Raw genomic sequence first — 14,945 nt, 5'->3', positions numbered from 1 at the left:
TATAAAAACCAGGAAGCAACTGACGCAACTATCGTAGATGGATGGATTCATACAGGTGACTTAGGTTTCTTAGATAAAGAAGGATATTTGACCATTAAAGGAAGGAAGAAAGAGCTAATCATCCGTGGAGGAGAGAATATTTCTCCTAGCGAAATTGAAGATGTAATTCGTACCTATGCAATGGTTCATGACGTAGCAGTAGTTGGCGCACCTGATAAAGTGTTAGGTGAGGAAATTGCAGCATTTATCCAAATGAAGCCGGGAGCAAACTATATCAAAGAAGAAGTTATGGAATACATCAGCCAGTGCCTGCCAAAATTCAAAATGCCAAAATACGTATACATGGTAGAAGAATTCCCAATGACAAGCACAGGAAAGATCCTAAAGAGAAAATTAGTAGAAATGCTTAGCGATCAGGAAGCTATGAGCCGCATGGCATAATAGAGATAGAATGTATTAGAAGTTCGTTGATTTGATAAACACATACCAAGTAATAAGATTGAAATGTAAAGTGTGAAAAGGGGGAGATACCATGGAGGGTACTTCCCCTTTTTTATTGATAAGAAAGTCCTCTGCGAGTCCTTCCCTATCAAATAAAAAGTGCCATAAAAAAGGAGGGCAAAGTCTGAGTTCCTTCGAGTACATTCCAGTCGCGAGAGTCTGAGGAACTTAGACTTTGTTCTATTAGATATATAAATATCTGAAAATGGCATAAATGCGTAATAAAGGATATTGTTCCGTAATGATGAATATTGTATAATAATGTTATGAGGAGTAAATAGAAAGGATAATGTAAGATGTTATCAGAAAAATGGACAAAGCTTAAGTATGTAGTGTTGTTCATTATAAGTATATATGCGTTTTGGACAGGGATTTCTCAATTGTATCATAATCTTATAGAAGAAAAAACTGCGAAAGCAGAATATCAGAATTTAAGAAAGTTAGTTTATGAGGATAAAGAAAGTAATAGACTGGCCAAAACAGTACCTACTAGTAAAGCAGTACATAATAGAAAGAAAAATAAGGAACGTTATATAAATTTAGACCTGATGTATAAAAAAAATCAGGATTTTGTTGGCTGGATTTCAATTCCAGGGGAAAAAATTGATTATCCAGTTGTGCAAAAAAAACACGATAATAAATATTATTTAAATCACGACTTTTACAAAAGGAAAAATCGTTATGGAGTACCTTTTTTAGATGCAGGCTGTGATATGGAGAATTCAGAGAGCAACCTAGAAGTTTATGGACATCATATGAAGGATGGTTCTATGTTTGCAGGTTTAATGAAGTACAAGCATAAGGAGTATTTAAAAAAACATCCTGAAGTTTTATTTTATACAAAAGAGGAAGGCAAAACTGTTTTTAGGATTTGTGCAGTCTGTAAAGTAAATGGCAATAAAGACAATGAATTTTTTAATTATTTTCGAAACAATACAGCTCTTTATGATTTTTCAGAATTTCAAAAAAAAGTTGAAGAGAAGCAGTTGTATGTAAGCAATGTGGAAATGGTTGAAGGGGGACAATTTCTGACATTAGTTACATGTGAGTATTCACAGGATAATGCAAGGCTTCTTGTAGTAGCTCAAAAGAAAAAACTTGAAGAAAAGAAAGGATGTTAAGAAGTGAAAAAGAGAGTTTTGGCAATGTTAATTTGTGTTGTACTGATTATGCAGACATTTAGCAGCAGTATTGCATCTGCAGAAGATGAGACAGATTTATCAACTGCAACGATAATTAATTTAAAAGATAAGGGTCTGGATAAGTTAGACCAGTTTTTAGATATTAATATGAAGTTAAGCACGTTAGGTGGAGGAAAATCAAGCATTCTATATGATATGAACTTAAAGAATGAGTATTTAAGCCATTATTCAGAACAGATACAAGACAAAATAGAAAGTGGCGAATTGAAGTGTGCAGGTTTTCCATCAAAAGAAGGGCTAGACGATGCCGAATATGCTGAAAAAGTACATAAGTTTTTGGATACATATTATCAAAGTTTAGATGATGAACTTTTACCACCATTAGGATTTACGGTTACTTATGATCATGAGTATTTTAATATTCCAGAGGGACAAGAACATGTTGAGCTTAAAATAGATAATACAGGTGAAAAGGCAGGAGTCTGTGATCTTGAAAAAAAGGAAAACGGGGATATTGTACTAAAGTGTAAATTGGAAAAATTATTGTATAACAGAAAAGATGTAGAGTTAAAATTTACGTTAAATTATCTTTTGGAAGTTGTATTAAGTTCAAATGAGACAATTATTCCTGTCTGGAATGAAGAGAAAAAGATTGTTACAGGAAAAATTGTAAAGATAGATTCTAGTTTAATTGAGAAAGAGCCAGAATATAAAATAACAAAGACTGCACCAAAGCAAGTAGATACACCGTATATTGATTATGATTTAGATGCTAGTGTATCAGATGGATACTTAAATGGAAAAAGCATTACAGATGAAATTCCAGATGGTTTATATGTAGAGTCTGTAAAATTAAATGAAAGTCTTTTAGATCCGGCTTTATATACAACAAAAAGTGGAAAGTTTCAATATGATTTTCCAAAATTATTACCAAATATGAGTAATGCTATTACTTCGGCAAAGTTCAAAATAAGAATGGCATTGAATGAAAGCAAATATGAGTCCTTTATGAAAAAAAATGGAATTGATGAGACATTTACCAATAAGGCATATATTTTTGATCCTTTGGAAAATAAGCAATTAAAAACAGCAGAATCTGAGCCAACAAGAATGAAATTAGCTTTTTTACAGAAAGAAGGAGAACAGGAAGACTTGTACGGAACCAGATTTAAATGGAATATCAAGGTAAATTCCTACTTTAGTAAGAAAGTAAATTCTTATATTGTAGATACAATAAGTGCTTCAACTCATACGTATGATGCAGATACAGGAGTAGATATTTTAGTAAACAAAGATGGTGTTGAAAGTACAACTAATGTAAAACCTAAACTTGTTACGTCTGATATTCCATATAGCGAGTTGACTAATGAGGACTTAGATCAGTTAACATCTTCAGAAGGTAATTCATTGGAAAAGAGAAGTGTATATTATACATATATGGAAGGAACGGAAAAAAGAAGCGTACTTATTGTGCCATATGATAAGTATGTAAATTCTTCTGTGTTACTGACATATTATACAAATATTGTTTTGCCAGAAGGTGTAAACAAAGAAAATTATAAGGAAGTTTCTAATGATAAATATACAAATGATGTAAAAATGGTATGGGATGTAATTAAAATGGACGGTGGAGGAATTTCGTTTAATTTTGATGTAGAAGTAAAAAAAGAGATGCAGGCGAAGGCTATCTTAGTGGAGAAAAGCTTTAAGGCATATTATATTAAGGATAAAATGATAACATGGAATCTGGATGTAAACAGATTAGGAGGAGAATTTACGGATCTTGTTCTTATGGATACAGTAGGAAATAATGGACAAATGTTTACAGAAGATATTCTAAATGGTTCAGGAAGTTTGTCAGCTGAATATAAGTCGGGAACAGAACAGAAAACGATAGAGATTCCAAGCAAGGCAAAAAAGGTTGATGGAAAACCTTATTATGATGTAATTGAAAATACGGAAAATAGTAAATTGAAGACTCTTAAGATAGTAATTGGAGATGTTGCAGCCAATGAAAGCTATGAAATACCTGTTAAAACAATCATTACGGATAATACATTTTACAGTAATGCTGAGAAGAGAACATTTCAAAATACTGTAAGATCAGAAGCAAAGAGTAAAGGAAAACCTTGTGGAAATGAATTTATAGCAAATCAGGTTTTAGGAAATAACTTAATAGAAAAGTCAGGTATGTCTCAGACATTTATTGATTTAAATGGAAAACTGGGAAAGACTACGTATAACTATAAGGATCATACAAGTAAATGGCTCACTACAATTAATACAGACAAGGGATATTTAGAAAATTTAAGCGCAGAAGAAGAATTGCCAGTGGGATCGTCATTTGATCGTATATCTGAAATGAGATTTTATAATGAAAATGGGACAGTTCTTTATAAATTAGTCAGTTCAGATGGAATACATTTTAAGGTAAATGATGAAGATGTAATAGCAGTTGAAAAAAATGGAGTTACTACGCTTGTTTTGCCGGATGGACAGGAAGTCTCGTGGAAGGAAACCTGTGGGACAAAAAAATTAAAATTAAAGGATAAGGAAATTTCCGTAGAAAACAATAAATTAACGATTTCATTTAAAAATCCAGTAGAGTATAAAATTGATTATAATATGTTTGTAAAATATTCAGAATTGTATAGACGAGAAGTTCTTGCTAATAATGAAACAAGTTCTGTTGCGGCTGTAAATCTTCATGGATTATGTAATGGAGGAGAAATAGAAAAAATCAGAAAGGTCAATGATATTACAATTAGGCCTAAAGTACTGACAAAAGAGGGCAGATTTAATAAAGATAAAGGTACTATTTCATGGACTATTTATGTAAATGCAGATGGAATAAATTTAAATGGCTATTCTATTTCTGATTTGCTGCTAAATCAATTTGATTTAGAAGAAGATACACTAAAGATTTACAAGACAGAGGTAAATGGGTTAGGAGAAATGTCAAGAGTTCTTGATGTTACAGAAAAATTTAAGTCTAATATTGCAATGGAAGGAACAGGAAAATTTACAGTTACAATTTCTGAAGAATATAAGGATGTACCGTTTTGTATTGATTTTGATACAGCTATTGCTGCAGATATTAGTGCAGATGATGCAAAAAATGAGGCAAGCTTAAATAATGGGAAAGTACAGTATGTAAAATCTGGAATGGTTAAGCCGAGTGATATGGAAGATTTTATTTTTAAGGATTTTATTAATGCTTCCCCATTGTATTCATTTTTTGTTACAAAGGCAAGTTTTAATGCAAATCAAAACGGAGAACATAAAATTGCATTAAGCAATGCGGATTTTATTATAACAGCAATGACATTTAAAGATGGAACATGGAAAACAGATATAGATAGTTATCGTAAAAGAAGGTCTTCAAGAGAAGATAGAGATGCTATTTTTGTGAATCTTGAAAAAAATACTTTATATGAGTTACAGGAACAAAAAGCTCCTATAGGGTATATAAAAGAAAATGAAGTTCATTATTTTGTATTCTTAGAAAAAGAGGAAGATGCATTGGACAATTATCCTTTAGGCACAATTAAGATTGTAAAAAATAAGTTCTATAAGGATATGATGTTAAATAAGCCAAATTCTGAATTGGTATTTTATAAGACAGATAGTGAAGGGATAAAACTAAAAGGAGCTAAGTTCCAGCTAACGAGAAAAGATGGTAAGGTAGCAAAAAAACAAGAGGTTTCTGATAAAAATGGAATGGTTGTGTTTAAGGAGCTAGATCCTGGAGCATATATTTTGTCAGAAACAGAAGCACCAGAAGGGTATCAGAAGACAGCAGAAAATGTAGCTGTGACAGTTACGGTAGATCAAGAAGGGGTTTATTCCTATGTAGTAGAATTAAATGAAAATGTAACAAAGGATGAATCAGGACAGATCTTTATTAAGAATAAACTCTTGCCAGAGGCAACAGAAAGTGCAGTGCCAAGCGGCGTGCCAGAGGCAACAGAAAGTGCAGTGCCAAGCGGCGTGCCAGAGACAGAAGCGAGTGCAGTGCCAAGCGGCGTGCCAGAGGCAACAGAAAGTGCAGTGCCAAGCGGCGTGCCAGAGACAGAAGCGAGTGCAGTGCCAAGTGGTGTGCAAGAGACAGCAGAAAGTGCAGTGCCAAGCGGTGTGCAAGAGACAGCAGAAAGTGCAGTGCCAAGCAGAACACCAAAGCCGACAGCAAGTGTTGCACCAAGCAGAACGCCAAAACCAGCGGGAAGCAGTGAGTCAAGTAAATCGTCAGGGACAACGGTAAATACATCTTCAGGCAGAAAAACAGAGAATGAAAACAGTGCTAATGGAGACAAAGAAAAAGACTACAATAATAGTACCTCTGTAGGGAATAACAGCAATGGACAAAAGGGAAGTCATAATAGCTACAACAGTTACGAGAATAATGAAAATTCATCTAGTAGTGGTGACAGTTCCAATGGATATAATAACAGTGCAAATCAGCAAGGAAATGAGTCAAATGTTCCTAAGACTGGAGATAGCAGATATCCACATGTATTCTATGGGGGAATAAGCTTAATTTCACTAGCAGGCATAATATATTCCTTGAAAAAAATATTTTTCTCAAGAAAAAATGCTAAATTGTTTCTAAAATAATAGTACGTTATGGTAGGTCTTATGAAATGTAGTTCTGTGAAATCAGATCAATGGGAAGTGAGTAAGAAGTGGAACATGAAGAAAAAATACATCTGATAGGGACGTTAAAAGAAAAGACCCTTCACTCAGTTGTAAAAAATTATATTGAGCCAGACATGGAGAAACAGGAAATAAGACTAGGGCGTTACTATGTAGATATTTTAAATGAAACAGGCATTGTAGAGGTACAGACCCAGAATTTTAACTTGTTAAGGAAAAAATTAGATGCATTTTTACCAGATTATACAGTGACCGTTGCGTATCCTATGATTGCAACTAAGTGGCTTTACTGGGTTGATGAGAAGACAGGAGAAATATCTAAAAAAAGAAAGTCTCCATTAAAGGGAAGTTATTACAGGTGTTTTTATGAACTGTATAAGATTAAGCAATATCTGACCGACCCTAATATAAGAATTCATTTACTGTTAATCAATATGGAGGAGTACCGTTTGCTTAATGGCTGGAGTCAGGATAAGAAAAGGGGTTCTACAAGACAGGATCGGGTTCCTACAGAGATTGTAGAGGAGTACACCCTGAAATCTGTAGAAGATTATCAGAAGCTGATTCCTCCTGCATTAAGGGAAACATTTACATCTAAGGATTTCGCAAGAGAAGCAAAGCTGACTCAAAGGGTAACACAGTGCGGGATGAATGTTTTACATTATGTAGGGGCAATTGAACGTATTGGAAAAGAAGGAAGAATGTATGTATATAGAAGAGCTGAGTAATAAAACTTAGCTCTTCTTTTTAATAAAATATTTTTCAGATTAATTCAAATTTTCTTGGAACTTAAGTAAAAAGTGTTAAAAAACAAAATAGTCTATTTAGATATTTTCCCTTAAAATAAGGTCTTTTAATTCAGGATTAAATTCACCTTTACGAAGCATTTCAATTTCATGCTTATAAGGGGCAAAGGACTTCTTTTTGTTATCAGGGTGAGGAATATATGGAGTTTCTAAAATTTTTGGTATGTTTTCAAAGTCTGGATGCATAACAATATGATGAAGTGCTTTATATCCAATAGACCCAAATCCTATGTTTTCATGGCGATCCTTTTTAGCACCTAACGAATTTTTACTATCATTAATGTGGAAAACACTAATTTGGTTTTTTCCAATTATTTTATCAAACTGTTCCATTACAGAGTCAAAATCATGGACAAGATCATAGCCAGCGTCGTTAGTGTGGCAGGTATCAAAACAGACCCGAAGTTTATTATTGTGGGTAACGCCATCATAAATACGAGCCAGTTCTTCAAAGTTACGGCCTATTTCACTGCCTTTTCCAGCCATGGTTTCTAAGGCAATATTTACGGGAGTATCTGGGGTGAGGATTTCATTTAAGCCTTTGATAATCTGGGCAAGTCCTGCATCTTCACCTGCTTTTACATGGGAACCTGGGTGAAGTACAATATTTTTACTTCCCATGGCAGCAGAACGTTCTAATTCAACCTGAAGAAATTCAACAGCGAGTTCAAAAGTCTCTGGAGTAACTGAATTTCCTAAGTTAATGATGTAAGGAGCATGAATAATGAATTCCTCAATTCCATTCTCCTTCATTAGAGCTTTTGCTTCTTCTATTCTTAAGTCACTAAGTGGTTTTCTTCTTGTGTTTTGTGGAGCACCAGTATAAACCATAAAGGTATTGGCACCATAAGAAAGTGCTTCTTTTACAGAACCTAAAAACATTTCTTTACCACTCATGCCTACATGACAGCCTATTTTTAACATACAATCCCTCCGAGTTTTAAAGTGTCTGGATTTGCAAAAAATGCAATAATATTATAAACTATGACATAGTATTTTACAATGTCAAGTGTTGTGTGCCTACATATTGTAATACTATATATAGTTTGAATGACGGGAGGAAATTATGTACCTATACGATAAATTAAGTCAGTATGGAAAGAAGAGTTATTATCCATTTCATATGCCAGGACACAAAAGAAATCTTAAGCTTATGGGGGAAATGAACCCTTATGCAATTGATATTACAGAAATAGACGGATTTGATAACTTGCACGATCCAGAAGATGTTATCTTAGAATCCATGAAGCGGGCAGAAAAACTTTATCAGTCAGAAAAGACGTTTTACTTGGTAAACGGAAGCACAGCGGGAATACTGACGGGAATTAGTGCCTGTACAAAGAAGGGCGATAAAATACTAATGGCCAGAAACTGTCATAAGGCAGCTTATCATGCCGTGTTTGTAAATGAGTTAAATCCAGTCTATCTTTATCCACAGTTTGATAATAAAAAAGGCATACAATGTGGATATTCTGCGGAATACATAAAAAACATGTTGATAAAGCATCCAGATACTAGCTTGATTGTTCTGGTGTCTCCAACATACGAAGGAGTAGTATCTGAAATAAAAGAAATTTGCAAATTAGCACATGAACGAAATATTCCAGTATTGGTAGATGAGGCACATGGAGCACATTTTGCATTTCATAGAGCATTTCCCTCTAGTGCTTTGGAATTAGGTGCGGATGTTGTCATTCAAAGTGTTCATAAGACACTTCCTGCTTTTACCCAGACGGCATTGCTCCACATAAATAGCAAATTAGTGGATATTAAAAAAATAAAAACTTACTTTTCCATTTACCAGACATCAAGTCCTTCCTATGTGCTTATGGCAGGAATTGACCAGTGTATTGGAATGTTAGAAGAAAGAAGAGAAGAACTTTTTGAAAACCTGATTCATAATCTTAGGTATTTTTATGAAGAGATGTCAGAACTTAATCATATAAAAGTAATTGAGGCAAATGGAAGGGATTTGTCTAAAATCCTTATTTCTACTAAGGGAACCAATATGACAGGACCAGAACTTTATGATATACTATTAAAGAAATATAAACTTCAGATGGAAATGGCAGAAGCTGATTATGTTCTTGCCATTACTACAATAGGAGATACGAAAGAAGGATTTGACCGTTTGATGGCTGCCTTAAGGGAGATAGATACAACCCTTAGTAAATGTTCTGAAGCTGGAAATGCGTCATATACCCCAGTGAAAGCAGAAGTTGTTTTGCTGCAGCATAAAGCATTTGAAAGGGAAAAAGAATATTGTCTCTTAGAAAAAAGTGAAAACCGGATTGCGGGTGGCTTCGTAAATCTGTATCCGCCAGGAATTCCAATTTTAGTACCTGGGGAAAAAATAACTCATGACATCTTAGAACATATTTATGCTTATCAGGAGACTGGATTGTCTATGAAAGGACTAAAGGATGAAAAATATGTGCTTTGCTGTTTATAGAGAGGACGAAATATGTCAAAAATATTTATTGTAATGGGAAAGAGTGCGACAGGAAAAGATACTATTTTTAAGGAATTAAAAAAGAATTTTAACGAACAGTTAAAAGCCGTCATTTTATATACAACTAGGCCTATTCGAACAGGGGAGACGGAAGGAATTGAATATCATTTTGTATCTAAGAATGAAAGAGATATATTAAAAAAGCAGGGTAAAATAATAGAAGAAAGAATGTATCAGACAGTATCAGGTGACTGGTATTACTTTACTGTCGATGATGGACAGTTTGATCTGGAAAAACAAAGTTATATTATGATTTCGACCTTAGAAGGATATGAAAGCCTCCTAAATTATTTTGGCAGGGAAAAAGTAGTGCCAATATATATTGAAGTTGAGGATGGGGAGCGGCTGCAGCGTGCCTTAACTAGGGAAAAGGAACAGATAGAGCCTAAGTACGAGGAGATGTGCAGACGTTTTCTAGCAGATCAGAAGGATTTTGAGGAACAGAATCTTGCAAGGCTCGGGGTAGAGAAGAGGTATATAAATTCCAACAAGGAGAAATGTATACAGCAGATTTTAAGTGATATTGTTACATTGATATGATATAATGAATAGTAATAACCATGAAAGAGTGAATCCGAAATATTTATTTAAGAGAGGTTAGAGAAGCATGGATATTAAGATAAATCAGATGCAACAGATAAATCAGGCTGAAAAACCCCAACAAGTACAGCAGACAGATGAAACATTTAAGTTTATGCTTGCTAGTAATATTGAAGATGCCACGCTTCAGGAAAGATTAACTCTCGTTATGGAAGACATCGTGCAACAGGGAAAACGGTTAGGCAAACATATGGATGTTCGTGATATGAAAAGATATCGTGCCTTAATTAAGGAGTTTATGAATGAAGTAGTGAACCGTTCCCATAAGTTCAGCCGAGAGAACTTTCTAGATCGGAAGGGACGGCATCGTGTTTATGGTATTATAAAGCTGGTAGACGATAAACTGGATGAACTTGCACAGGAACTAATTAAAGATGAAAAAGATCACATTGCTATACTAGGTAAGATTGATGAGATTCGAGGACTACTTTTAGATATCCTTACATAAGGAGGGATGATGGCAGGATGAAAAAGTTTGAAGATGTTATTGGTCATGAACAAGTGATTGAACATATGCAGATGGCAATTGAGAAAGACAGAATTTCACATGCATATATACTGAATGGTGAAAACGGTTCAGGGAAAAAGATGTTAGCAGATATCTTTGCAGCAGCACTTCAATGTGAGGAACATGAGAAAAATCCTTGTGGTAAGTGTAAATCATGTCTGCAGGCTGGTTCAGGTAATCATCCAGACATTATTAAGGTGTTACATGAGAAGGCAAGTATTAGTGTTGAGGATATTAGAACTCAGTTAAATGCAGATATTGAAATAAAACCATATAGCAGTAAGTATAAAATTTATATTGTAGCAGATGCAGATAAAATGACAGAGCAGGCACAGAATGCCTTGTTAAAAACCATTGAGGAGCCGCCAGCGTATGGAATTATTATGCTTCTGGCAACTAATAAGAATAAGCTGCTTCCTACAATTTTATCACGGTGCGTAACGCTGGATCTAAAGCCAGTATCTACTGAATTAATTAGAGATTATTTAATGAAAGAGTATCAGGTACCAGATTATAATGCGGAGCTTAGTGCAAGGTTTTCCCAAGGAAATTTAGGAAAGGCGGTACGCTATTCTACATCGGAAGAATTTAATGAGTCTAAGGATAAAATTCTTCATCTGCTAAAGTATGTAGAAAGCATGCAGGTTTATGAAATCCTAGAGGGGGTTAAGCAGCTAGGAGAACATAAGATGGATATTTATGATTATATTGATATTATGATGTTATGGTATCGGGATATTTTATTATATAAGGCGAGTGGAAATCCAAACCAGCTTCTATTTCGTTCGGAGTATCCGTATATAAAGAGACAAGCTGAGAAGATTGGTTATGATGGAATTGAAAAAGTATTAAGGGCTATGGATAAGGCAAAAGAGCGTTTAAGAGCTAATGTGAATTTTGATATTGCAATGGAACTAATGCTGCTCGTAATAAAGGAGAATGGGAATGATTAAAGTAATAGGTGTCAGGTTCCGTAAGGCAGGAAAAATATATTTCTTTGATCCAGCTGATCTGGTAATTGATGTTGGGACAAACGTAATTGTTGAAACAGCCAGAGGAATAGAGTATGGGAAGGTGGTAATTGGGAACAGGGAGGTAGAAGAAGAAAAAATTATTCAGCCTTTAAAACCAGTTATCCGTATTGCCACAGAAGAAGACGATGTCATTGAAGTTCATAACAGGGAAAAGGAAATTGGAGCATTTGATATCTGTCTTGAAAAAATAGCAAAGCATGGTCTTGAAATGAAACTGATTGACTGTGAATATACATTTGATAATAATAAGCTGCTTTTTTATTTTACAGCAGATGGAAGAATTGATTTCCGTGACTTAGTAAAAGATCTGGCGGCAATATTTAAGACAAGAATAGAGTTACGTCAGATTGGTGTTAGAGACGAAACAAAGATTGTAGGTGGTGTAGGAATCTGTGGAAGACCTTTATGCTGCAATACATTTTTAAGTGAGTTTGCACCAGTGTCTATAAAAATGGCAAAAGAACAGAATCTTTCTTTAAATCCTACCAAGATTTCGGGAGTCTGCGGAAGACTTATGTGCTGTCTGAAAAATGAGCAGGAAGCTTATGAGGAATTAAATAGTAAACTTCCTTCCGTGGGAGATCACGTAGAGACCATAGACCAGTTAAAAGGTGAAGTACAAAGCGTAAGTGTGTTAAAGCAGCTTGTAAAAGTAGTAGTTACACTTGATAATGATGAAAAGGAAGTACGTGAATACATGGTATCAGACCTTAAATTTACACCAAAGCGTAAAAAAGAGAAAATCGCTATGGATGATGAACTTAAGGCATTGGAAGCATTGGAAAGAAGAGAATCTGGTTCAAAGATAGATTAAAGAGGTTTATATGAAGGTAGAATTGAGACAGAATGAGAGAATGGATGATTTGCACCGTAATGGGTATCAGATCATTCAGAACCCAGAAAAGTTTTGTTTTGGGATTGATGCAGTTTTACTTTCAGGATTTGTCCATGTAAAAAGTGGTGCAAAGGTATTGGATTTAGGTACAGGTACAGGGATCATTCCAATTCTGGTAGAGGCAAAGACAGACGCAGGACATATTAGTGCTCTGGAATTACAAGAGGAAAGTGTGGATATGGCAAGGCGTAGCGTGATGCTTAATAATCTGGAAGAGAAAATATCCATTGTACAAGGAGATATAAAAGAAGCTTCTCATATTTTTGAAGGAGCTTCTTTTGATGTTGTTACGACCAATCCACCCTATATGATAGGAAAGCATGGGTTAGTAAATCCTGATTTGCCAAAAGCAATTGCAAGACATGAGATTTATTGTACGTTGGATGATGTAGTAAGGGAGAGCGCCAGGCTCTTAAAAATGAGCGGTAAATTTTTTATGGTACACCGTCCGTATAGGCTTGTGGAGATTATAAATACATTGTCTAAATATAAATTAGAGGCAAAGCGTATCCGTTTTGTACATCCATATCAGGATAAAGAACCGAATATGGTTTTAATTGAGGCAGTTAAAGGTGGAAAATCACGAGTTACAATCGAACCGCCTTTAGTAGTATATGAAGACGTAAACGTATATACCAAGGAAATTCTTGAGATATATGGCTATGAGTAAGGAAGGAGAGTTATGAGCGGAACATTGTATTTATGTGCTACACCAATAGGAAACTTAGAAGATATGACATATCGAGCTGTTCGTATTTTAAATGAAGTTGATTTAATAGCAGCAGAAGACACAAGAAATAGTATTAAGTTATTAAATCATTTTGATATAAAAACTCCAATGACCAGTTACCATGAATTTAATAAATATGAAAAGGCAGATTACTTAGTAGGGAAGCTTTTGGAGGGAATGGATATTGCAGAAATAACGGATGCAGGAACACCAGGCATTTCAGATCCAGGGGAAGAACTGGTAAAGCGTGCATTGGATGCAGGAATAACTGTCACAGCAGTTCCAGGTCCAGTGGCATTTGTCAATGCCTTAATTATTTCTGGACAGGCCACAAGGCGTTTCGTCTTTGAAGCCTTTTTGCCTACAGATAAGAAAGAAAGAAAAGCAGTTTTAGAATCCTTTCAAAGAGAGACTAGGACAATTATTATGTACGAGGCACCTCACCGGCTGAAGAAGACATTGGTGGAACTTTTGGAGTGGATTGGAGATAGAAAATTATCCATTTGTAAAGAACTTACTAAACGTTATGAAAATATTTTCCGAACAACAATACAAGAAGCAATTGCTTATTACGAGAAAAATGATCCGAAAGGCGAGTTTGTGTTAGTAATTGAAGGTCGTTCTCAGGAAGAACTTCAAGAGGAAGAGATTCATAAATGGGATGAGATCACGCTAGAGGATCACATGCAGATTTATCTAGATAAGGGAATGTCTAAGAAAGAAGCTATGAAAGCTGTAGCCTCAGATCGCAGAATTTCTAAAAGAGATGTATACCAGCAGTTAATAGCGGAATAGGAACAAAGTATGAGTTTTGCACATTCTTGGGCTGAAATAAAAAAGCAGTTAGGAGAGGGATCCTATCTGCTTTTTTATCTAGACTATTATGTAATTTAAATTAGTCAAGAATACCAGCAATTTTTGCAAGCTGAACGATGGAGTCTTTAGAAACTTTCTTTCCACAGAAATCAAATAATTCGTTCTTTTCACCTGTAAAGATATCTGTTGGTTCGTATTTTGTTAAGATGATTTTGTCTTCATCTACGTAGATTTCCAATGGATCTCTTTCGCCAACACCTAATGTTCTTCTTAATTCGATTGGAAGTGTGATACGTCCAAGTTCGTCTAATTTTCTTACTATACCTGTACTTTTCATTTATCATTGCTCCTTTTTTTTATTTATGAATCCAATATAACACTAATGGGCAAAATATACAATTTAATATCTTATGCCGATATAGCACTATTTTAATCGTTCAGAAGTAAAAAAACAGTAAATAATGTAAAATGGAATAAATTTACATATATTTTTCTCGAAAATAAATTGCCATAAATCCAGTAAATACTATGGGTTTGGCGTTTTCTTAAAATATTGTGCAAGGGGAATTTGCTTGAAAATGAGATAATTATAAGAATTAAGGTAAATTTTGTTTGAATTAATTTCCAAATCTAAAATTTTACTCATTAAAATAATCCAGTGTAAAAAAAGAAACATTGGTTTTACATTCAACTACAAATAATACAATATTTTATTAAAAAAATCAATCAGCAAAAGGAGAAATTTTCT

General features: G+C 34.5%; 13 protein-coding genes. 11 read left to right on the top strand and 2 right to left on the bottom strand.

The genetic code is table 11. From position 1 onward, the window contains the following. The 4 genes from BMY85_RS14170 to BMY85_RS14155 form a co-directional block, all read left to right on the top strand. Window positions 1–441: class I adenylate-forming enzyme family protein (locus tag BMY85_RS14170; protein ID WP_143066399.1), on the top strand; the 441-nt coding region annotated here is incomplete at its 5' end. 356 nt (window positions 442–797) lie between these two features. Next, window positions 798–1,622 (top strand): class B sortase, encoded by an 825-nt coding sequence (locus tag BMY85_RS14165; RefSeq protein ID WP_092478922.1) that lies wholly within the window; start codon window positions 798–800, stop codon window positions 1,620–1,622. Between the two features lie 3 nt (window positions 1,623–1,625). Then, window positions 1,626–6,257, top strand: coding sequence for a prealbumin-like fold domain-containing protein (locus BMY85_RS14160; RefSeq protein ID WP_092478921.1), 4,632 nt, complete (start codon window positions 1,626–1,628; stop codon window positions 6,255–6,257). Between the two features lie 68 nt (window positions 6,258–6,325). After that, a complete protein-coding gene (locus BMY85_RS14155; RefSeq protein WP_092478920.1) occupies window positions 6,326–7,024 on the top strand; it encodes a hypothetical protein in 699 nt (232 codons plus the stop codon). A 96-nt stretch (window positions 7,025–7,120) separates the two neighbouring features. Here BMY85_RS14155 and BMY85_RS14150 read toward each other — a convergent pair whose 3' ends face one another. Further along, a complete protein-coding gene (locus tag BMY85_RS14150; RefSeq protein WP_092478919.1) occupies window positions 7,121–8,026 on the bottom strand; it encodes a deoxyribonuclease IV in 906 nt (301 codons plus the stop codon). 142 nt (window positions 8,027–8,168) lie between these two features. Between BMY85_RS14150 and BMY85_RS14145 the strand changes: the two genes are divergently transcribed. From BMY85_RS14145 to rsmI, 7 genes are all read left to right on the top strand, one after another. Next, the gene (locus BMY85_RS14145) at window positions 8,169–9,554 is read left to right on the top strand and encodes an aminotransferase class I/II-fold pyridoxal phosphate-dependent enzyme (protein ID WP_242939751.1); all 1,386 of its coding nucleotides are present in this window, start codon (window positions 8,169–8,171) and stop codon (window positions 9,552–9,554) included. 12 nt (window positions 9,555–9,566) lie between these two features. After that, on the top strand, window positions 9,567–10,154 hold the full coding sequence (locus BMY85_RS14140) for a nucleoside/nucleotide kinase family protein (RefSeq protein ID WP_092478917.1): 588 nt from the start codon (window positions 9,567–9,569) through the stop codon (window positions 10,152–10,154). Between the two features lie 67 nt (window positions 10,155–10,221). Next, window positions 10,222–10,662, top strand: a complete 441-nt coding sequence (locus BMY85_RS14135; RefSeq protein ID WP_092478916.1) for a YaaR family protein — start codon at window positions 10,222–10,224, stop codon at window positions 10,660–10,662. A 17-nt stretch (window positions 10,663–10,679) separates the two neighbouring features. Next, window positions 10,680–11,675 (top strand): DNA polymerase III subunit delta', encoded by a 996-nt coding sequence (holB, locus tag BMY85_RS14130; protein ID WP_092478915.1) that lies wholly within the window; start codon window positions 10,680–10,682, stop codon window positions 11,673–11,675. Beyond that, a complete protein-coding gene (locus BMY85_RS14125; protein ID WP_092478914.1) occupies window positions 11,668–12,570 on the top strand; it encodes a PSP1 domain-containing protein in 903 nt (300 codons plus the stop codon). Before holB ends, BMY85_RS14125 begins: the two co-directional genes overlap by 8 nt. 10 nt (window positions 12,571–12,580) lie before the next feature. Further along, window positions 12,581–13,321, top strand: a complete 741-nt coding sequence (locus tag BMY85_RS14120) for a tRNA1(Val) (adenine(37)-N6)-methyltransferase (RefSeq protein ID WP_092478913.1) — start codon at window positions 12,581–12,583, stop codon at window positions 13,319–13,321. Window positions 13,322–13,333: 12 nt separating this feature from the next. After that, the gene (rsmI, locus tag BMY85_RS14115; protein WP_092478912.1) at window positions 13,334–14,176 is read left to right on the top strand and encodes a 16S rRNA (cytidine(1402)-2'-O)-methyltransferase; all 843 of its coding nucleotides are present in this window, start codon (window positions 13,334–13,336) and stop codon (window positions 14,174–14,176) included. Between the two features lie 100 nt (window positions 14,177–14,276). On the opposite strand, the gene BMY85_RS14110 is transcribed toward rsmI, so the two are convergent. Then, a complete protein-coding gene (locus BMY85_RS14110; RefSeq protein ID WP_092478911.1) occupies window positions 14,277–14,534 on the bottom strand; it encodes an AbrB/MazE/SpoVT family DNA-binding domain-containing protein in 258 nt (85 codons plus the stop codon). Window positions 14,535–14,945 lie beyond the last annotated feature (411 nt).

Origin of the sequence: [Clostridium] polysaccharolyticum (assembly GCF_900111595.1) — a bacterium.
Lineage (GTDB): Bacteria > Bacillota > Clostridia > Lachnospirales > Lachnospiraceae > Clostridium_AI > Clostridium_AI polysaccharolyticum.
This window is presented reverse-complemented; position numbering and strand designations above follow the sequence as displayed.

Coding starts and splice junctions, on each gene's coding strand:
- BMY85_RS14165 (WP_092478922.1), top strand. CDS start 798: ATGTTATCAGAAAAATGGACAAAGCTTAAGTATGTAGTGTTGTTCATT.
- BMY85_RS14150 (WP_092478919.1), bottom strand. CDS start 8,026: ATGTTAAAAATAGGCTGTCATGTAGGCATGAGTGGTAAAGAAATGTTT.
- BMY85_RS14145 (WP_242939751.1), top strand. CDS start 8,169: ATGTACCTATACGATAAATTAAGTCAGTATGGAAAGAAGAGTTATTAT.
- BMY85_RS14140 (WP_092478917.1), top strand. CDS start 9,567: ATGTCAAAAATATTTATTGTAATGGGAAAGAGTGCGACAGGAAAAGAT.
- BMY85_RS14135 (WP_092478916.1), top strand. CDS start 10,222: ATGGATATTAAGATAAATCAGATGCAACAGATAAATCAGGCTGAAAAA.
- holB (WP_092478915.1), top strand. CDS start 10,680: ATGAAAAAGTTTGAAGATGTTATTGGTCATGAACAAGTGATTGAACAT.
- BMY85_RS14125 (WP_092478914.1), top strand. CDS start 11,668: ATGATTAAAGTAATAGGTGTCAGGTTCCGTAAGGCAGGAAAAATATAT.
- BMY85_RS14120 (WP_092478913.1), top strand. CDS start 12,581: ATGAAGGTAGAATTGAGACAGAATGAGAGAATGGATGATTTGCACCGT.
- rsmI (WP_092478912.1), top strand. CDS start 13,334: ATGAGCGGAACATTGTATTTATGTGCTACACCAATAGGAAACTTAGAA.
- BMY85_RS14110 (WP_092478911.1), bottom strand. CDS start 14,534: ATGAAAAGTACAGGTATAGTAAGAAAATTAGACGAACTTGGACGTATC.